Source organism: Microtetraspora malaysiensis, from assembly GCF_001528665.1.
Lineage (GTDB): Bacteria > Actinomycetota > Actinomycetes > Streptosporangiales > Streptosporangiaceae > Microtetraspora_A > Microtetraspora_A malaysiensis.
On the sequence record NZ_BBYJ01000027.1, the window covers coordinates 43,476 to 62,036 of the forward strand.

The window sequence follows — 18,561 nt, forward strand, 5'->3', positions numbered from 1 at the left end:
TCACCCCTGTGCCGAGTGGCAAGGTCAAGTGGTACGACGCCGACAAGGGATTCGGCTTCCTCACCCGCGACGACGGCGGTGAGGTTTTCGTGCATTCATCGGCGCTGCCCAAGGGCGTGGACGTCCTCAAACCCGGGCAGAAGGTCGAGTTCGGAGTGGCCGAGGGCCGTCGCGGCCAGCAGGCCCTGTCGGTCCGGGTTCTCGAGCAGCCGCCGACCCTCGCCAGGGCTGTGCGGGCCAAGGGCAAGCGCAAGAAGCCGGACGAGATGGTCGTCATCGTCGAGGACCTGATCAAGTTGCTCGACGACATCTCGACGTCCTACCAGAAGGGGAAGCACCCCGACACCGCGCACGCGAAGAAGGTCGCGAGCGTGCTGCGCGCCGTCGCGGACGACATCGAAGGCTGACCCTCCGCACGCCCCGCCGGGACGGCCGCCCTCAGCACGTACTCAAGCACGGGCTCAAGCACGGGCTCAGTACGGATTCGTCAGGGGCTTGGTGTCGTCCCGCCGGGGCCGCAGCGGCTCGCGCGGGATGACGGGGGTGACGTCGGGGTCCTGGTGCGGCGTCCACACCGGACCCTGCGGCGTCTCGCCGTCCTGCGGGATCGTCGCGCCGTCGCCCTGACCGTCGCCCTGACCGTCGTCCTCACTGTTGCCCTCACGACCGGCCGTCGCCGCCTCGCCGTCCGGCTCCGCCGGCGGCGTCCCGCCGGGCTCGGGGACCTGCCGCGCGACGGCGGCGAGCCGGCTGCGCCGCCGTACGAGGAGCCAGACGAACGTGGCGGCGAGCGCGGCGGAGACCACGGCGAGCCCGGCCGGGCCGTGCGCGGACAGCGACATCACCAGGCCGACCAGGCCGCCGAACACCCAGGCGATCTGGAGCAGCGCCTCGGTGATGCCGAACGTGGAGGATCGCACCTCCTCGGCGACCTCGCGCTGCACGATCGCGTCCAGCGCGAGCTTGCCGAGGCCCTGGGCGAAGGCCGCGACCAGCGCCACGAGCACCGCCGTCCACAGGGTGAAGAAGACCGCGGTGACGACCGTGGCGACGGTGGCCAGGGCGAGCGTGCCGAGCACGATGACCCGGGGAGAGCGCGACCGGGTCCACGAGGCGACCACCGCCCCGAGGAGGCCGCCTCCGCCGGCCGCGACCGCGAGCAGGCCGAGAGTGATGTGCGGCGCCAGGCCGGGGATCTTGCCGTCCTGCACGAGGAAGAGCAGGAAGAAGACGAGGAACCCGCCCTGCACGCGGATCGCGGTGTTCGCCCACATGGACTCGCCCACCACCGGTCCGAATTGGATCAGCTCGCGCCGGAGCAGCCGTGGCCGGGCCCTCCCCTGAGGGCCGCCCTGACCGTGTTCGCCCGGCCCCCGGTCCGCGCCTGCCGGGCCGTCCGGCGCGTACGGGCCGTCGGGGGAGCCAGGGGCATCGGGGGCCTCAGGGGCGAGGTCGGCCTCGAGATCCGGGGAGTCGACGTGCCGCGGCAGCCGTACCGCGGCGACGCCGGCGGCGAGGAAGAGCGCCGTGGTGGCGCGCAGGACCCAGTCGGCCCCCAGCCAGGCGGTCAGCCCGGTGGAGATCCCGGCCGCCGCACCGGCGGCGACCAGCGCGAACAGCGCCACCCGGGCGTTGGCCGCGACCAGGGTGATGTCGGCGGGCAGCACGCTCGGCATGATCGCCGCCCGGGACACGTTGTACGCCTTCGACAGAACCAGCACGGCGAGGGCGGCCGGAAAGAGCGTGAGCGCGTCGGACGGCCGGATCGCCGCCGCCATGCCCCAGCACAGAAGTCCCCGCGCGAAGAGTGTTCCCGCCATGACGTAGCGGCGGCCGGAGCGGTACCGGTCGAGCACCGGCCCCACGAAGGGCGCGACCACCGTGAACGGGATCATCGTGACCAGCAGGTAGAGCGCGACCTGGCCGCGCGCCTGGCCGACCGGCAGCTTGAAGAACAGCGCCCCCGCCAGCGCCACGGTGACGAGCGCGTCGCCCGCCGAGTGCGTGGAGGTCAGCTCGATCAGGCGGCCGAGCCCGGTACGGCCGGCCCCCTGGGCGTGGGTGAGCCTGCGCGTCGCCCGCCCCAGGCTCCGGGATCCCTGCCCGATTTTCCGTCCCGCGTGCGCGACCGACCGCGCCCCCCGCTGGGAGGCGTCGGCGGTGGCACGCGTCGCGCGACGCAGTCGGTTCCCGGCATTCCCCACGAAGAACGACTCCCTTCCCAGCCTGGGGAATTCCAGTCTTACCCACTGATCAGGGTGTCGTCCGCTCGCGGCGTGGGTGAAAATGGAGTGTGAGTCGCACCCGAACCCGAAGCGCCGCAGCGGACCAGGCATGCGTTGCGGCCGTCGACCTGGCCCGAGGGGCCGCCGATGAAATCGCCCGTCCGCAGGAGGTGGGCGCGCATCTCGGCTTCGACAATGAGGGCGACCGCATCGTCACGCACTACTTCGAGTGTCTTGATCGAGCGTACAAGGGGTGGCGCTGGGCCGTGACCGTCGTGCGCGCGTCGCGGGCGCGAGTCGTGACGGTGAGCGAGACCGTGCTGATGCCCGGAAAGGGCGCGCTGCTCGCCCCGAACTGGATCCCGTGGAGCCGGCGGCTACGTCCCGGCGACCTCGGCGTGGGCGACCTGCTCCCGGCCGAGGCCGACGACGACCGGCTGGCGCCGGGATTCACCGCCACCGATGACGACTCCGACCGTCAGATGATCTTCGAGTACGGCCTGGGCCGGGCCAGGGTGCTCTCGGCCTTCGGCCGCGACCTCGCGGTGCGCCGCTGGCACACCGGTGACTCGGGCCCGCACAGCCCCATCGCGCACGTGGCGCCGGCCCAGTGCTCCACCTGCGGGTTCTACTGGCCGCTCGCGGGCGCGTTGCGCCTCGGGTTCGGCGTCTGCGCGAACGAGTACGCCCCGGACGACGGGCGCGTGGTCGCCGCGGACCACGGCTGCGGGGCCCACTCCGAGGCCACCAAGGTGCCCTCGATGATCGGCGACCAGCCGCCGCCGATCCTCGACGACCTCGGATACGACCTGCTGCCCGCCGAGGCGGAGGAAGAGGAGGCCTGGGCCGGGGCCCAGGGCGTGCGGCCGGGTGGCCCCGCCGAGTCCGAGGGCTCCGTGGACGAGACCGAGTCCGAGCCCCTCGGCCACTCCTGACCCGGGCCGCTCGGGCCTTCTCCGTTCGCCTCGCGCTGTTCGAGGCCGGGCCACGACGTGGCGTGGTTCGCTGCTGCTCGCCCGCGTTTTCCGCGTGATCGCGACGGTACGTGGAAGTGGGCGCCAGTTGGCTAAGGTACGTCCGGACGTGGCGGCGAGATCTGGACCTGGGGGCTCACGAGATGAACGACTCCTTCGGCACCGCGCGGATGCGCGACACCGTTCTCGCGGCGTGGACGGCCTCTCCCGCCCGGTTCCGCGAGGACGCCAACGCGGAGGAGGATTTCGCGCTCGGCGGCTACCGCGACCGGCTGGTCGTCGAGCTGGCGCAGAACGCGGCGGACGCCGCGCTGCGTGCCGGAGCGCCCGGCCACCTGCGGCTGACCCTGCGCGACGGCGTCCTCTTCGCCGCCAACACGGGAGCCCCGCTGGACGCCGAGGGCGTGGAGGGGCTGTCCACGCTGCGGGTGTCCGGCAAGAAGGACGAGACCGGCGCCGTGGGCCGGTTCGGCGTCGGGTTCGCCGCCGTAGTGTCGGTCTGCGACGCGCCGTCGATCGTCTCGCGGGAGACCGGCGGCGTCCGCTGGTCCCGTGACGAGACGGCCGCCCTGGTCGCCGCGCGGCCCGAGCTGGCCGCCGAGCTGGCCGGGCGCGAGGGCCACGTCCCGCTGCTCCGGCTGCCCTTCCCCGCCGAGCCGGCCGACGTGCCGGACGGTTTCGACACGCTGGTACGGCTCCCGCTCCGGGACAAGACGGCAGAGCGGGCCGTACGGCGCATGCTGCGTGAGGCGGGCCCGGCGCTGCCACTGGCCATGCAGGCGCTCGCCGTGATCGAGATCGAGCTGGACGGCGAGACCCGGGTGATCTCCGCCGACGGGTGGCACTCCGTCACCGCCTCCGGCTCCTTCGACGCGGCGCAGGTGGCCGAGCTGTTCGCCGACCGGCCGACCGAGGAGCGGTCCCGGCCGTACTGGCAGGTCGGCTGGGCGGTGCCGGTGGCGGCGTCCGGCGAGCCGCGCCCGCTGCCGGAGGACGTGCCGCCCGTCGTCCACGCGCCGACGCCGAGCGACGAGCCGCTCGACCTGCCCGCGCTGCTGATCGCCACGCTGCCGATGGCCACCGACCGGCGGCACGTCGCCTCCGGCCCCCTCACGGACTTCCTGGTCGAGCGGGCGGCCGACGCGTACGTCGAGCTGATGGCGTCGCTGCCGCGCACGTCGCGGCTGCTCGACCTGGTGCCGGGGCTCATCGGCAAGGGCGAGCTGGACGCCCGGATCCGCCGCGCCATCCTGCGGCGCCTGCCGGACGTGCCCCTGCTGCCGGCCGTCTCCGCGCCGGACGAGGAGCCGCGGGACGGCCGGACGGACGCGGCCGCCCCCGTGCCCCGGACGGAGCTGCCGGACGGGCGTTCCGGGTGGCTGGTGGCCGGACGCGAGGCCAGGGTCGTGGCCGGTCCGGCGGAGTTCCTGGACGCGATCGCCGAGATGGTCCCCGGGCTGCTGCCCGCCGGCTGGCCGGCCCGCCACCCCGCTCTGGCGGCCCTCGACGTACGGCGGGTGGAGCTGGCCGATGTGATCGACATGCTCTCCGGTGACGCCGTGAAGGACCGGGAACCCGCGTGGTGGCGGTCGCTGTACGAGGTGCTGCCCGCGGACGACCCGGAGGCGATCGGCGCGGTCCCCGTGCCGCTCGCGGACGGCCGGCTGGTGCGCGGGCCGCGCGGCACGCTGGTCCTGACCGACGGCTCGGCCGCCGGGGCGGGCCCGCTCGACCCGGCCGTCCTGGCGCCGCTCGGCCTGCGCGTCGTGCATCCGGACGCGGCGCACCCGCTGCTGCTGCGGCTGGGGGCGGCCGAGGCGACGCCGCGTACCGTCCTGGAGGACCCGCTCACTCACGCCGCGGTGACCGAGTCGGCGGACAGCGCCGATCCTGAGCCGGTGGCGCAGGCCGTGCTGGCGCTGGTCGAGGCGGCCGGACTGGCGGCGGGGGAGGCCCCGTGGCTGGCCGGCCTGGCGCTGCGCGGCGCGGACGGCGAGCTGTACCCCGCGGGCGACCTGCTGCTGGCCGACGGCGCGCTGGCCACGCTGATCGACCAGGACGTGCCGTTCGGCGTCGCCGCGCCCGACCTGGTCGAGCGGTACGGCTCGCACGTCCTCGCGGCCACCGGCGTTCTGGACGGGTTCGCCGTGGTCAACGACGCCGATGTGCTGCTCGACCCCGAGGAGTGCGACCACGATCTCGACCGCGAGGACGAGTGGCTGGAGACGGTCCTCGACCTGCTGCCCGAGCTCGACGTGCCGCCCGTGGCCCGCGAGTTCACCGCCGTCCGCGACCTCGAGTACGTCGCGGAGTGGCCGTCGGCGCTCGCCCTCCTGTCCCGGCCGCCGCTGCGCACCGCCCTGCAGCCGCTGCGCGTGCTGGTGTCGGGTGAGGTCGTCGAGGTGCCGTCGTACACCTCATGGTGGCTGAGCACCCACCCGGTGCTGGACGGCAGGCGGCCGACGTCCCTGCGGCTGCCCGGCGGTGACCCGCTGCTGTTCGGCCTGTACGGCGACGCGCCCGCCGGGGTGGACGAGGTCGCGCTGACCATGATCGGCGTCCGTTCGTCCCTGGCCGAGCTGCTGGCGTCGCACGGAGGCCCGGACGAGCTGCTCGACCTGATGGCCGACCCGTCGATCGAGGTGGACCGCGCGCAGCTGCGCGCCCTGTGGATCGCCCTCGCGGCCGTCGACCCGTCCCGGGTGCGCCCGCCGTCGGCGGTGCGTGCCGTGCTGGAGGGGGAGATCGTGGTCGCGGACGTCGAGGACGGCCGCGTCATCGACGGCACGGGCGACAGCGGGACCGAGAACGCCGGGGAGCCGGTGGTGGTCGAGGCACCCGACCTGCTCGCCCTGGTGGCGGACCGGCCGCTGGTGCTCGCGCCGTTCGACCTGGCCGAGGCGCTGTCGGAGCTGCTCGACCTGCCGCTGGCGGGCGAGCTGGTGAGCGGCGCGGTCACGTCGTCCGGTGAGGAGCGCCCGGTGCCCCCGGAGGTGCGCTCGCTGCTGCCGACGGCCCCGTCGACGTACGTCGAGCACGGCGAGCTGCTGGTGGACGGCAGGCCGGTGCCGTGGCGCTTCTACGAGGGGAAGGTCCACGCGTCCGGTGTCGAGGGGCTGGCCCGCGGGCTGGCGTGGGCGTCCGGGCAGTGGGGCGATCGGCTCGCGGTCGCCGCGCTCCTGCGCGACCCGGGGCGGGTCCCGCTGCTGCTCGCCGAGGCGGACCTGGACTCCTGAGGACCGGGATTCGTGCGGGGCTGATCTCCGAGCCCCGGGGACTCCGGAGCGCCCGGACCGCTCAGGGGCGGCCGCGGCGGTCGCGGCGGTCGCGGCGGCGGATGTAGGCGAGGCCGAAGAGGCCGAGGCCGAACCCCGCCGCGCAGGTCCACAGCCACCGGGTCTCCTCCGGCCGCACGATGAGCAGCACGACCAGCGCGACCAGCCACAGCGCCGTACCGATGAGGATGGTCGCGGTGTCGTTCGTCCTGATCGGCTGGAGGTCCGGCCGGGGCTGCTGGCTCACGGGACCCAAGCTTAAAGCCCCCGCAAATCGCGGGAACAGCGGAGCGGGTCCGGATGCCGACGCCGGCCGGCCGGTCCCGATGGCCCCGTGGGGCGTCGGCGGGCTCCCGGTAATTCCGTTGCGCGAGAATCGCGGCTCTCGGTAAGCCTGTCCCAGCCGACCATGAGGAGATCACCCATGCTGACCGGAGAGCGCGTACACCTGAGGGCCCTGGAGCCGGCGGACAGCGAGCCGATGTGGCGCTGGTATCACGACCCCGAGGTCGGGCGATGGATGGACACCGCGCCTCCGATCTCGCTCGCGCAGAACATGAAGCGGGGCGAGGAGCGGCCGCGTAACACCTTCGAGCGGATGCTCCTGGCCGTCGAGACCCTGGACGAGCGGAAGTTCATCGGGTACGCCGCTCTCGGCGACACCAACTTCGTGAGCGGCGAGATCACCCTGGAGAGCTTCGCCCTCGGGGATCGCGACCACTGGGGAGCCGGGTACGCGACCGACGCCCTGCGGGTGATCTGCCGGTACGCCTTCGAGGAGATCGGGCTGAACCGGGTGATGCTCTGGGTGGTCGCGGAGAACGCCGCGGCGGTGCGCCTGTACGAGAGGGTCGGCTTCGTTGTGGAGGGCAGGCGGCGGGAGGCGTTCCGCCGCGGCGGCAGGCGCTACGACTACCTCATGATGGGGCTCCTCGCGCACGAGCTGCGGTAGCGGCAGGCCTCGCGGCTCCATCAAGGGGGCTGCCGCGAAAGGGAGATCGTTGGCCGCTGTACAGTTCCGAGAATGGGGCATCTCGCCCTAGGCCGTAAAATATGCACAAATCGGTCACGGAACCGTCACACTGATCACCAGACTCTTTTCGCAGGTGACACCGCCTGCCACTCTTCGCGCGTGAGTAACCCCATGAATCCTCGAGCCACCGGCTTTCTTGATCGTTTCTTCTTCATATCCGAGCGTGGCTCGACCATCGGCCAGGAGGTGCGCGGCGGTTTCGCCACCTTCTTCACGATGGCGTACATCGTCGTGCTCAACCCCATCATCATCGGCACGGTCGCCGACAAGACCGAGCAGGTGCTCGGGGGCGGCACCGTCCCGAACCTGCCGATGATCGCGGCGGCGACCGCCTTCGCGGCCGGCATCCTGACGATCGCGATGGGCATCTTCGGCCGGGTGCCGCTGGCCATGGCGACCGGGCTCGGCCTGAACGCGTTCGTGGCCTTCGGCATCGCCACCCACATGACCTGGGCGGACGCGATGGGTCTCGTGGTCCTCGAGGGAATCGTGATCGCGATCCTGGTGCTCACCGGATTCCGGGTGGCCGTCTTCAACGCCATCCCGGCGCAGTTGAAAACGGCGATCAGCGTCGGAATCGGCTTGTTCATCGCGCTGATCGGGTTCGTCGACGCGGGCTTCGTGCGGCGCATCCCCGACGCCGCGAGCACCACCGTCCCCGTGAAGCTGGGCGCGCTCGGCAACGGGTCGCTCACCGGTTGGCCCACGCTGGTCTTCGTCGTCGGCCTGATCGTGACCGCGTTCCTCATCGCCCGCAAGTTCAAGGGCGCCATCCTCTTGGGCATCGTCGGCACCACGATCCTGGCGGTCGTCGTCGAGGCGATCGGCAACATCGGTCCGCAGATGGCGCCGGGACAGCCGGTCAACCCGGACGGCTGGGCGCTGATCGTGCCCAAGCTGCCGTCGACCCTTCTGGAGCTGCCGGACCTGTCGCTGCTCGGCCAGTTCAATCTCTTCGGGAGCTTCTCGAAGATCGGCGGCGTCGCGGCGATCCTGCTTGTCTTCACCCTGCTGCTGGCCGACTTCTTCGACACCATGGGCACCGTCGTCGGCGTCGGCCGCCAGGCGGGACTGGTCGCCCCCGACGGCACCATGGAGCGGAGCCGCTCGATCCTGCTGGTCGACTCCCTCGCCGCGGCCGCCGGCGGCGCGGCCAGCGTCTCCTCGAACACCACCTACGTCGAGTCCGCCGCGGGCGTCGGCGAGGGCGCCAGGACCGGTCTGGCCAGCGTGGTCACCGGCTTCCTGTTCCTTCTCGCGATGTTCTTCGCCCCGCTGACCCAGGTCGTGCCGTCCGAGGCCGCGACCCCGGCACTGGTCATCGTCGGCTTCCTGATGATGACGCAGATCCGGGAGATCGACTTCAGCGACTACGAGATCGCGATCCCGGCGTTCCTGACGATCGTGCTGATCCCGTTCACGTACTCGATCACGGCGGGCATCGGCGCCGGGTTCATCACGTACGTGTTCATCAAGGCGCTGAAGGGTCACGCGCGGCAGATCCACCCGCTGCTCTGGGTCGTCGCCGCGCTGTTCCTCGTGTACTTCACCGTGGAGCCGATCAAGTCCGTCCTCGGTCTCTGATCCTGCCTCACCTCGTCGTACGCTGGCGCCGTACGCACGCGCGACCCCCGCGGGCCTTTCGCGAGGGTCGCGTTTTGCGTTTCCTTGACGAAGATCCGAACCGTGGAATACCGGCAAAGCCGGTATAGTTAGCAAAGGTAATGAGTCATGCTAACGAACCAACCCAAGACAGAGTCGATCGCGAATCTACGAACCGACGCCGGCCTGGCGTCCGCCCTGCGCGTCTCGCTGGCGCGGCTGAACCGGCGGCTGCGCAAGCAGGCCGCCCAGCATTCCTTGACCCCCACGCAGCTCGCGACGCTGGCCGCCGTCGAACGGCACGCCGCGATGACGCCCGGCGAGCTGGCGGAGCACGAGAAGGTGCAACCGCCCTCGATGACTCGCGTCATCGCAAAACTGGAGGAGCGCGGCCTGCTTGCGCGCAGCCCGCATCCCACGGACCGGCGACAGGTCACCGTGAGCGTGACGGCGGCCGGAGCGACGCTCCTCAAGGAGGAGCGGCGGACCAAGGAGGCATGGCTGGCCCGGCAGCTGAAGGGGCTGACGGCCGAGGAGAAGGCGACGCTGAGAGCGGCGGCGCCGATCCTGGAGAAGCTCTCCAAGACCTGACGGCGGCCGGCGAGTCGAGCCGGAGCACCGCCGTCGGCGAAGCGGACGCGGAAACGGGCCGGACGCCGCACGGCGGTGGGATGTTCCGGTCCCTGCGCAACTACAACTACCGGCTGTTCGCGGGCGGGGGCATCGTCTCCAACGTCGGCACCTGGATGCAGCGGACCGCCCAGGACTTGCTGGTGCTGCAGCTGAGCGGGAACAGCGGCGTGGCGCTCGGCGTGACGGTGGCGCTGCAGTTCCTGCCGGTGCTCCTGTTCGGGCTGTGGGGCGGGATGCTCGCCGACCGCTACCCGAAGCGCCCGGTGCTCATCGTGGCCCAGTCGCTCATGGGCGCGCTCGCCCTCACCATGGGGATCCTCACCCTCACCGGATCCGCCCAGGTCTGGCACGTCTACGTGATGGCGTTCGTCCTCGGTGTCATCGCGTGCGTCGAGGTGCCCACGCGGCAGTCGTTCGTCGTCGAGATGGTCGGCCGCGAGGACCTGACGAACGCGATCGCGCTGAACAGCTCGACGTTCAACCTCGCCCGGGTTTTCGGCCCGGCGCTGGCCGGCGTGCTCATCTCCTGGATGGGCACCGGACCGATCTTCCTGCTGAACGCCGTGTCGTTCGCGGCGGTGATCGCCGGGCTCGCGCTGATGCGCAAGTCGGAGCTGCGCACCCCCGAGCCCGTGCCCCGGGCCAAGGGCCAGCTCCGCGAGGGGCTGCGGTACGTCGCGCGGAGTCCCGATCTGCTGCTGCCGATCCTGCTCGTGGGGTCGATGGCGATATTCACCCAGAGCTTCTCGACCAGCATCGCCCTCATGGCCACCGGAGTGTTCGGCGCGGGCGCGTCCTCGTTCGGCGTCGCGTCCAGCGCGTTCGCCATCGGCGCGCTCGGAGGGGCGCTGCTCGCCGCCAAGCGGGTCAGGCCGAGCCGGCGCTTCTTGATCATCGGCGCGATCTGCTTCGGCGTTTTCCAGGCCATCGCGGGCCTCGCGCCGGGCTACCCGGCGTTCCTGGCGTTCCTGATCCCCGCCGGGATGGCCGTGGTGACCGTGAACACCACCGCCAACGCCACCGTCCAGATGGGCGCGTCGCCCGAGATGCGCGGACGCGTCATGGGGATCTACGTCCTGGTCTTCACCGGCGGCGCCCCCATCGGCTCGCCGCTGGTCGGCTGGCTGGCCGAGGCGGCCGGTCCGCGGGTGTCGGTGGTCGCGGCGGGCGTCCTCAGCCTGGTCGGCGTCGGCCTCGCCGTACTGGTGACCAGGATCGTGGCCGCGCGGATGCGGCCGGAGAAGGCCCTGGACGGTGCGCCGGGCGAGACGCCCGCGAAGGAGACGGCCGCCGCGGAGCGGACGCCCGCGAGGCGCGCACACGCGCTGGCGGCTGCGCCGGGTCGCGTGGCCTGAGCCGGGAGCCACCGGGGGCCGGCGGCGGGCGCTTCGCCCGCCGGGCCCTCCGGAGCCCTCGCGCGCGAGGGTGCGCGAGAATCGATGGGTGAGCAGGTTGTTCGTGGCGCTGTCACCGCCTGCCGGAGTGCTGGCCGAGATCGCCGCCGAGGTGGGCCCGAGGCGGGGGGAATGGCCGGGCCTGCGCTGGGTGGACGACGCCCTGTGGCACGTCACGCTCGCGTTCCTCGGTGAGGTGCCCGACGCCGTGCTGCCCGAGCTGGACGTACGACTGGCCCGCGCGGCCGCGCGCCATCAGCCCATGAGGGTGTGGTTCGGCTCGGCCGGCGCGTTCCCCTCGCTCAGCAGGGCGCGGACCTTCTGGGTGGGGCTCAACACCGTCCCTTCGGATCACGGAGAGACGGAGGTTTCCCCGAGCGCCGAGAGGCACGACAGCTCGCCGGGCGCGGAAACGCGGGAAGGCCCGCGCGGGCACTCGGGGGCGTTCGCCGAGCCGATGGTGCGGCTGGCGGCGTCGCTCGCCGCCGGGGCCCGGCGTGCCGGGGCGGCGGAGGTGGACCGGAAGCCGTTCCACCCCCACCTGACCCTGGCGCGGTCACGGCACGGCGACGACCTGCGGCCGCTGGTGTCCGCGATGAGCGCGTTCCGGGGGCGCGAATGGGACGCGGACGTCGTCCATCTGGTGTGCAGCCATCTGGGATCCCATGTTCGCTATGAGCAGGTCGCGGTCTACCCACTCGGCGGACGCGATTAGGCTCCAATGCGTGGATCGTCCTCGTCGCTGGTTGCTGCCCACGGTGCTCGCGCTGCTCGTGCTCATCGTGGTGGTCGGAGCGTTGCTCCGCTAGCTACCAGGCGTACTCCTCCGGAGACGTCTTGAAGCCGGGGAAGATCTCGTCGATGCGGGTGAGCGCCTTCTCGTCGAGCTTGATCTCCAGGGCCTTGACCGTCCCGTCGAGCTGCTCCAGGGTGCGCGGTCCGATGATCGGGGCGGTGACGGCCTTCTGGTGGAGCAGCCAGGCCAGGCCGACGTTCGCCGGGTCCTCGCCGAGCTCGTCGCAGAACGCCTCGTAACGCTCGATCTTGTCGCGGTGCTTCTCCAACTCCCGGACGATCGTCTCGGAGGCGGAGCGCCCCTTGTCGATCTTGCGGAGGATGCCTCCGAGCAGGCCGCCCGCGAGCGGGCTCCACGGGATCAGGCCGAGCCCGTAGTCCTCACACGCCGGGATGACCTCCAGCTCGGCGGCCCGGACGATCAGGTTGTAGTGGGACTGCTCGGAGACCAGGCCCAGCGAGTTCCGGCGGCGGGCCGACTCCTGCGCCTTGGCGATGTGCCACCCGGCGAAGTTGGACGACCCGACGTACAGGATCTTGCCCTGCTGCTTCAGGATGTCCATGGCCTCCCAGAACTCCTCGAACGGGGTGTTCCGGTCGACGTGGTGGGCCTGGTAGAGATCGATGTAGTCGGTCTGCATGCGCTTCAGCGACGCGTCGCAGGCGCGGCGGATGTTGAGCGCCGACAGGCGGCCCTCGTTGGGCCAGTCGCCCATGTCGCCGTAGAGCTTGGTGGCGATGACGGTGCGCTCGCGGCGGCCGCCGCCCTTGGCGAACCAGCGTCCGATGATGTTCTCGGTGATGCCCTCGCCCTTCTTCCACCCGTACACGTTGGCGGTGTCGAAGAAGTTGATCCCCAACTCGTGGGCGCGGTCCATGATGGCGAAGGAGTCGTCCTCCGAGGTCACGGGGCCGAAGTTCATCGTGCCGAGACAGAGCCTGCTGACTTGGAGACCTGTGCGGCCGAGCTGTCCGTAATCCATGCCCTCCACCCTAAGAACCTGGAGTGGACTCCAGTCGAGTACGTCCGGCTCGACTCGCTCGGCTCGCGGCGGAACCATGAGGACGTCCAACGAATGATCGACATAGCCTCTCGGCGGCCGCGCCGACGGCGTCGGCGCGGGTTCGGTCGGGAATGATTGGCGCATGCGGAGCGGGACGGGCAGATCGCCGATGCGGAGGACAAAGCGCGCGGACGGCACGGCCGGCGGGCGGTTGATCCGGCAGGTGGCGCCGGTGCTCGCCCTCCTCCCGGTGCTCGCGCTGTCCGTCGGAGCGCCGCCCGCCGCCGCCCGCTCCGTCTCTCCTACGGCGGCGGCTCCTCCGGCTGCGGCGAGAGCGGCGGCCGGCCGTCCGGCGGCGGAGGGGGACGAGGGGCGGCTGCTGTTCACCTTCAAGGACCCGCGCATCGACGAGTCCAGCGGGCTCGCCGTCTCGCCCACCCATGACGGCATCGTCTACACCCACAACGACAGCGGCGACAGCGCGCGGTTCTTCGCCGTCGGGATGGACGGGAAGACCCGGGCCACGTTCCGGCTGGCCGGCGTGACGGCGCGGGACTGGGAGGCCATGGCCGCCTCCGTGGACCCGGCGACCGGCAAGGGAATCCTCTGGTTCGCCGACATCGGCGACAACTTCGACGGCGCCTGGCCGGACGTCTCCGTCTACAAGGTGGCCGAGCCCGCGACCATGCGGTCGGCGACGCTCCAGGCCACCCGTTACCGCTTCCGCTACGAGGGCGGCGCCAGGAACGCCGAAGGGATGATGATCCATCCCAAGACGGGCCGGCTGTACATCGTGAGCAAGGAGTTCTCCGGCTCCGTCTTCATCGCGCCCAAGGTACTGCGTACCGACCGGGTGAACCTGCTCAAGCGGGTCGGACCGGCGCCGATCATGGCGACCGACGCCGCGTACGCGCCGGACGGGTCGAGCTTCGTCATCCGTACGTATTTCTCCGCCTCGCTCTATCGCGCGCCGGGCGATCTCATCGCCCGCCTCACGATGCCGCCGCTCAAGCAGGCCGAGTCCATCGCGTACACGCGGGACGGCACGGCGCTGCTGACCGGCTCGGAGGGGGTGAAGAGTCCGGTCTACCGCGTGCCGCTCCCGGCGGGCGCGGTCGCGTCGTCCGCGTCGGCGACCCCCGCCGAGGCGGTGGACGCCCCCGCCGGTACGGCCGGGGCCGGTGACAAGGGATCGGTCACCGCGTCGGGAGGCGGGCCGGATAAGGACGAGGGCGGCGGGATCCCGTTCTCGATGGTGGCGCTCTGGGTGGGGACGGCGGTCGGGGCGATCGGCATCATCGCCGTGATCGCCTACCGCACCGCCCGCTGATCGCTGTGCTTATGGCGCTCGCTTCGCTCGCGCGGGCTCGGGGCGCCTTCAGTCGATGTCTTCCCTCGTCACTCGGGGCCTCGTTCCTCAGCCCGCTCGTTCCTCAGTCCAGACACCGCCGCGCCCCTCGCTGTGCTTATGGCGCTCGCTTCGCTCGCGCGGGCTCGGGGCGCCTTCAGTCGATGTCTTCCCTCGTCACTCGGGGCCTCGTTCCTCAGCCCGCTCGTTCCTCAGTCCAGACACCGCCGCGCCCCTCGCTGTGCTTATGGCGCTCGCCTTGCTCGGCAGCTCACATTTTGGCGACGAACGGCTCGCCGCGCAGCGCGTGCTCGACCAGCTCGACCGACCGGGCCAGCCGTACCAGGCGGGCGCCCTCGCGGCGGTAGGTGTCGAGCACGGCCTCGACGGCGTGTGGCGGCAGGTGGCCCTTCAGGTCGACGGCGGCGCCGCGATAGCCGGTCCTGGCCGCCTCGATCTCCGCCTGGACATGGTGGCGGGCCATCCGGGCGAGCGCCAGCGGGTGCCGCCTGAGCACGCCGTACGCGCGGTAGTCGGGCGGGACGGCGTCGAGCAGCCACGCCGCCGCCGACTCCTCCCAGTCGGGCGTGTCCGGCGGGCGCACCTCCGACGGCCATCCGGTGGGCAGATACACGCCGACCAGCATACCGAACATGAGTTCGATCACGAGGACTGTCCCTCGGGGTGTCGCCTGCGCTAACTTGCGATGATGCGCGTTCTGGGGGCGAAAGCCGGACGATCATGAAGATCGGGGTGATCGGCGCAGGCATCCTCGGGCTGGCGGTCGCGCGTGAGCTCGCCTCCTCCGGCGCCGAGGTGACCGTGCTCGACAAGGAGAGCCGGGTCGCGGCGCACCAGACCGGGCACAACAGCGGGGTCGTCCACGCCGGCATCTACTACGCCCCGGGATCGCTCAAGGCACGGCTGTGCCGGGACGGCGTCGCCATGCTGCGCGAATACTGCGCCGAGCACCGCCTGCCGTACGACGAGGTGGGCAAGCTGGTCGTCGCCTCGACCCGGGCCGAGCTGCCCGCGCTGCGCCGGATCGCCGAGCGGGCGCGGGAGAACGGCGTTCCGGGCATCGTCGAGCTGGACGCGCTCGGGCTGCGCGAGGTGGAGCCGTTCGCGGTGGGCGCGGGGGCGGTGCACTCGCCCACCACCGCGATCACCGATTTCGCCGCCGTCGCCCGCCGTCTCGCCGAGGACGTGGTCGCCATGGGCGGCGCCGTACGGCTGTCGCATCCGGTCAGGGCGCTGTCCGAGATCGCGAGCGGCGTGGTGGTGGTCGCGGGGCGCTCCCGGTTGAGGTTCGACGCGGTGGTGTCGTGCGCGGGGCTGGGCACGGACCGGGTCGCCGCGCTCGCCGGGGCTCCGGGAGACGTGCGGATCGTGCCGTTCCGGGGCGAGTACCGGCGGTTGCGGGGCGCGGCGCGCGGCCTGGTGCGCGGGCTGATCTATCCGGTGCCCGATCCCCGCTATCCGTTCCTCGGCGTCCACCTGACCAGGCGGATCGACGGCGAGGTCCTGGTCGGCCCCAACGCGGTCATGGCCCTCGCGTTCGAGGGCTACCGGTGGCGGGACCTGTCGCCGGGTGATCTGCGCGAGATCCTCGGCTGGCCGGGAACCTGGCGGCTGGCCGGGCGGAACTGGCGCACCGGTCTGCGCGAGGTGTACGGCTCGGTGGCCCCGGACGCGTTCCTGAGCGCCGCGCGGCGGTACGTCCCCATGTTGGGGCCCGCGGATTTGGAACCCGCGGAGGGAGGCGTACGGGCCCAGGCGGTCGGCCGGGACGGGCGGCTGATCGACGACTTCGCGATCGACGTCCACGGCAGGATCGTGCTGGTCAGGAACGCGCCGTCGCCCGCCGCCACGGCGAGCCTCGCCATCGCCCGGCATGTCGTCTTAACGGTGCCTTTAGGATGATGCACCTACAGTGCTTGATGCCCTGAACGTCATCTTCACGTTGCCTTAAGGAAATTCGGTCAACATGTCATGGTGAGCGAATTCCCAGAAGCCCGGTTGCTGATCGTTGAAGACGAGCCCAACATCCTGGAACTGCTGGCGGCCAGCCTGCGGTTCGCGGGATTCGAGGTCACTACCGCCTCCAACGGAGGCGAGGCGGTCGCGGCAGCCCAGCGCCACCGGCCCGACCTGATCGTCCTCGACGTGATGTTGCCCGACATGGACGGGTTCGACATCGTCCGCCGCCTGCGAGGCGGCGGGACGCACACGCCTGTCGTCTTCCTGACCGCTCGGGACGCGACCGAGGACAAGATCCGCGGGCTCACGCTCGGCGGCGACGACTACGTGACCAAGCCGTTCAGCCTCGAAGAGGTCATCGCCCGCATCCGGGCCGTGCTGCGCCGTACGGCGGGCGACCCGATGGCGCCTCCGCCCCGGCTCACCTTCGCGGACATCGAGCTGGACGAGGAGTCCCACGAGGTGTGGCGCGGCGGCAGCGCGATCCCGCTGTCCCCGACGGAGTTCAAGCTGCTGCGCTACTTCATGGCGAACGCGGGCCGGGTGCTGTCCAAGGCGCAGATCCTCGACCACGTGTGGGACTACGACTTCCGCGGTGACGCCGGCATCGTCGAGTCGTACGTGTCGGTGCTCCGCCGCAAGGTGGACAACACTCACCCCAGGCTCATCCACACCCTCAGGGGCGTCGGATACGTGATGCGAACCCCGCCGTCCGGCACCGTGTGACCGTGGCGGGGAGGTGGTCGGACCGTACGCCGCTGCGGATCAAGCTGATCGCCGCGATGTTGGCGCTGGTCGCCGCGGCCCTCGCCGGCATCGGAGTCGGCAGTGTCTCGATCCTCAGCGGCTACCTCGTGGACCGGGTGGACGCGCAGCTCGACATGGTCGTGCACGACGTCGCCAGGCAGATGAAGCGCAAACCGGTGGAGCTCGTGCGGCTGCGCACGCCCCCGGACGGCTGGATCGCCGTCTACGACCACGAGGGCGTCCTGATCGCCACCCAGGCCGGGATGTCCGTCGAGGACATGCCCGGGCCGCGTTCGCCCGTCCGGGACCTGGACGTGCCGCAGACCGTCCCCGCCCGGTCGGGGAACGGCACATGGCGGGTGCGCGTCGTGAAGGAGCCCGAATCCGGCAGCGCGCTCGTCGCGATCGACCTGGCGTCCGTCCAGCAGATCACCACCCGGCTCGCGCTCATCGTGCTGCTCGGCAGCCTTCTCGTCATGGCCGTGCTCGCCGTGGTCGGCATAGTGACCGTACGGCGCAGCCTGCGTCCGCTGACCGAGATCGAACGGACGGCCGAGGCCATCGCGGGCGGCGACCTCAGCAGCCGCGTCCCCGACCGTCATCCGCGCACCGAGGTGGGACGGCTGTCCCGTTCGCTCAACGGGATGCTGTCCCAGATCGAGGCGGCCTTCCAGGCCAAGGCGTCGTCGGAGGCCGCCGCGCGCGAGTCGGAGGAGCGGATGCGCCGGTTCGTCGCGGACGCCTCGCACGAGTTGCGCACGCCGCTCACCTCCATCCGCGGGTTCGCCGAGTTCCACCGGAGGGTGCCGGGCAACGACGCCGACCGCCTGATGCGGCGGATCGAGGACGAGGCCGCCCGGATGGGCCTGCTCGTGGACGACCTGCTGCTGCTCGCCCGCCTGGACCAGCAGCGTCCGCTTCAGGAGCACCCGGTGGACCTGCTCGCCATCGCCGCCGACGCCGTCTACGACGCGCGGATCCTGGCGCCGGGCCGGGACGTCTCCCTCCTGGTCGAATCCGACATCGCCCTGATCGTCGAAGGCGACGAGGTACGGCTGCGCCAGGTCGTCGGCAACCTGATGACCAACGCCATGACCCACACGCCCCCGGGCACGCCGGTGACCGTACGCGTCGGGGCGGCCGGTGAGCGGGCCGTCGTTGAGATCGCGGACAAGGGCCCCGGCATGACGGCCGAGCAGGCGGAACGTGTCTTCGAGCGCTTCTACCGGGCCGACCTGTCCCGGGCGCGCAAGGACGACGCGGCCATGCGGGCGGCCGGGGGCAGCGGCCTCGGGCTGTCCATCGTCTCGGCGATCGTCCGCGCGCACGGCGGCGGCGTGACCGTGGAGACGGCGCCCGGCGCGGGTGCGGCCTTCCGCGTCGTGCTCCCGCTCACCCCCGAGGTCCTCACCCCCGGAGACGCCCGGGAGGAGGAACCGGACCCGGCCGAGGAGACCTCGCCCGCGTCTCAGGCGACCCGCACCGAGTAGTCCCCTCCGCGCGGAGTTGCTCGCCTCCGGCCTCGCGTCCGGCGACTCGCCCAGGGGAGTC

At 71.9% G+C, this 18,561-nt stretch carries 16 protein-coding genes; 12 read left to right on the forward strand and 4 right to left on the reverse strand.

The genetic code is table 11. The features are described from left to right. Positions 1–8 precede the first annotated feature (8 nt). Complete coding sequence (locus tag AWQ71_RS31220; protein WP_067139884.1) at positions 9–407, forward strand: cold-shock protein; 399 nt, start codon at positions 9–11, stop codon at positions 405–407. A gap of 66 nt (positions 408–473) precedes the next feature. Here the strand turns inward: AWQ71_RS31220 and AWQ71_RS31225 are convergent, their stop codons facing one another. After that, a complete protein-coding gene (locus AWQ71_RS31225) occupies positions 474–2,204 on the reverse strand; it encodes an MFS transporter (protein WP_245658637.1) in 1,731 nt (576 codons plus the stop codon). Positions 2,205–2,293: 89 nt separating this feature from the next. Here AWQ71_RS31225 and AWQ71_RS31230 point away from each other — a divergent pair, with 89 nt between their 5' ends. Then, positions 2,294–3,160: a DUF3027 domain-containing protein gene (locus AWQ71_RS31230; protein ID WP_067139887.1), complete on the forward strand. Its 867-nt coding sequence runs from the start codon at positions 2,294–2,296 to the stop codon at positions 3,158–3,160. A gap of 182 nt (positions 3,161–3,342) precedes the next feature. Next, positions 3,343–6,435, forward strand: a complete 3,093-nt coding sequence (locus tag AWQ71_RS31235) for a sacsin N-terminal ATP-binding-like domain-containing protein (protein ID WP_067139890.1) — start codon at positions 3,343–3,345, stop codon at positions 6,433–6,435. A 61-nt stretch (positions 6,436–6,496) separates the two neighbouring features. Here the strand turns inward: AWQ71_RS31235 and AWQ71_RS31240 are convergent, their stop codons facing one another. Next, the gene (locus AWQ71_RS31240; protein ID WP_067139893.1) at positions 6,497–6,721 is read right to left on the reverse strand and encodes a DUF2530 domain-containing protein; all 225 of its coding nucleotides are present in this window, start codon (positions 6,719–6,721) and stop codon (positions 6,497–6,499) included. Between the two features lie 177 nt (positions 6,722–6,898). On the opposite strand from AWQ71_RS31240, the gene AWQ71_RS31245 reads away from it, so the two are divergent. The 5 genes from AWQ71_RS31245 (at position 6,899) to AWQ71_RS31265 (ending at position 11,851) form a co-directional block, all read left to right on the forward strand. Continuing rightward, positions 6,899–7,426 carry a GNAT family N-acetyltransferase gene (locus AWQ71_RS31245; protein ID WP_067139896.1) on the forward strand — a complete coding sequence of 176 codons (528 nt, stop codon included), beginning with the start codon at positions 6,899–6,901 and terminating at the stop codon, positions 7,424–7,426. 192 nt (positions 7,427–7,618) lie between these two features. Further along, positions 7,619–9,091, forward strand: coding sequence for an NCS2 family permease (locus tag AWQ71_RS31250; RefSeq protein WP_067139899.1), 1,473 nt, complete (start codon positions 7,619–7,621; stop codon positions 9,089–9,091). A gap of 147 nt (positions 9,092–9,238) precedes the next feature. Continuing rightward, entirely contained in the window at positions 9,239–9,700 is a 462-nt protein-coding gene (locus AWQ71_RS31255; protein ID WP_067139902.1) for a MarR family winged helix-turn-helix transcriptional regulator, read from the forward strand. Between the two features lie 80 nt (positions 9,701–9,780). Continuing rightward, entirely contained in the window at positions 9,781–11,097 is a 1,317-nt protein-coding gene (locus AWQ71_RS31260; RefSeq protein ID WP_084259493.1) for an MFS transporter, read from the forward strand. A gap of 88 nt (positions 11,098–11,185) precedes the next feature. After that, positions 11,186–11,851, forward strand: a complete 666-nt coding sequence (locus AWQ71_RS31265; RefSeq protein WP_067139905.1) for a 2'-5' RNA ligase family protein — start codon at positions 11,186–11,188, stop codon at positions 11,849–11,851. Positions 11,852–11,945: 94 nt separating this feature from the next. Here the strand turns inward: AWQ71_RS31265 and AWQ71_RS31270 are convergent, their stop codons facing one another. Beyond that, positions 11,946–12,914, reverse strand: coding sequence for an aldo/keto reductase (locus AWQ71_RS31270; RefSeq protein ID WP_067139909.1), 969 nt, complete (start codon positions 12,912–12,914; stop codon positions 11,946–11,948). A gap of 190 nt (positions 12,915–13,104) precedes the next feature. On the opposite strand from AWQ71_RS31270, the gene AWQ71_RS31275 reads away from it, so the two are divergent. Further along, positions 13,105–14,265: a hypothetical protein gene (locus tag AWQ71_RS31275; protein WP_245658639.1), complete on the forward strand. Its 1,161-nt coding sequence runs from the start codon at positions 13,105–13,107 to the stop codon at positions 14,263–14,265. A gap of 289 nt (positions 14,266–14,554) precedes the next feature. On the opposite strand, the gene AWQ71_RS31280 is transcribed toward AWQ71_RS31275, so the two are convergent. Then, positions 14,555–14,950, reverse strand: coding sequence for a hypothetical protein (locus AWQ71_RS31280; RefSeq protein ID WP_439650380.1), 396 nt, complete (start codon positions 14,948–14,950; stop codon positions 14,555–14,557). A 74-nt stretch (positions 14,951–15,024) separates the two neighbouring features. Here AWQ71_RS31280 and lhgD point away from each other — a divergent pair, with 74 nt between their 5' ends. The 3 genes from lhgD (at position 15,025) to AWQ71_RS31295 (ending at position 18,500) form a co-directional block, all read left to right on the forward strand. Next, positions 15,025–16,206: an L-2-hydroxyglutarate dehydrogenase gene (gene lhgD, locus AWQ71_RS31285; RefSeq protein ID WP_067139912.1), complete on the forward strand. Its 1,182-nt coding sequence runs from the start codon at positions 15,025–15,027 to the stop codon at positions 16,204–16,206. A gap of 69 nt (positions 16,207–16,275) precedes the next feature. Next, positions 16,276–16,989 (forward strand): response regulator transcription factor, encoded by a 714-nt coding sequence (locus tag AWQ71_RS31290; RefSeq protein ID WP_067139915.1) that lies wholly within the window; start codon positions 16,276–16,278, stop codon positions 16,987–16,989. A 2-nt stretch (positions 16,990–16,991) separates the two neighbouring features. Further along, on the forward strand, positions 16,992–18,500 hold the full coding sequence (locus AWQ71_RS31295) for a sensor histidine kinase (RefSeq protein WP_281196343.1): 1,509 nt from the start codon (positions 16,992–16,994) through the stop codon (positions 18,498–18,500). The last annotated feature ends 61 nt before the right edge of the window (positions 18,501–18,561 follow it).

What these genes read in the sequence shown, in the direction of transcription:
- AWQ71_RS31235 (WP_067139890.1), top strand. Translation starts at nt 3,343, where the DNA reads ATGAACGACTCCTTCGGCACCGCGCGGATGCGCGACACCGTTCTCGCG.
- AWQ71_RS31255 (WP_067139902.1), top strand. Translation starts at nt 9,239, where the DNA reads ATGCTAACGAACCAACCCAAGACAGAGTCGATCGCGAATCTACGAACC.
- AWQ71_RS31290 (WP_067139915.1), top strand. Translation starts at nt 16,276, where the DNA reads ATGGTGAGCGAATTCCCAGAAGCCCGGTTGCTGATCGTTGAAGACGAG.
- AWQ71_RS31275 (WP_245658639.1), top strand. Translation starts at nt 13,105, where the DNA reads ATGCGGAGGACAAAGCGCGCGGACGGCACGGCCGGCGGGCGGTTGATC.
- lhgD (WP_067139912.1), top strand. Translation starts at nt 15,025, where the DNA reads ATGAAGATCGGGGTGATCGGCGCAGGCATCCTCGGGCTGGCGGTCGCG.
- AWQ71_RS31260 (WP_084259493.1), top strand. Translation starts at nt 9,781, where the DNA reads ATGTTCCGGTCCCTGCGCAACTACAACTACCGGCTGTTCGCGGGCGGG.
- AWQ71_RS31245 (WP_067139896.1), top strand. Translation starts at nt 6,899, where the DNA reads ATGCTGACCGGAGAGCGCGTACACCTGAGGGCCCTGGAGCCGGCGGAC.
- AWQ71_RS31250 (WP_067139899.1), top strand. Translation starts at nt 7,619, where the DNA reads ATGAATCCTCGAGCCACCGGCTTTCTTGATCGTTTCTTCTTCATATCC.
- AWQ71_RS31270 (WP_067139909.1), bottom strand. Translation starts at nt 12,914, where the DNA reads ATGGATTACGGACAGCTCGGCCGCACAGGTCTCCAAGTCAGCAGGCTC.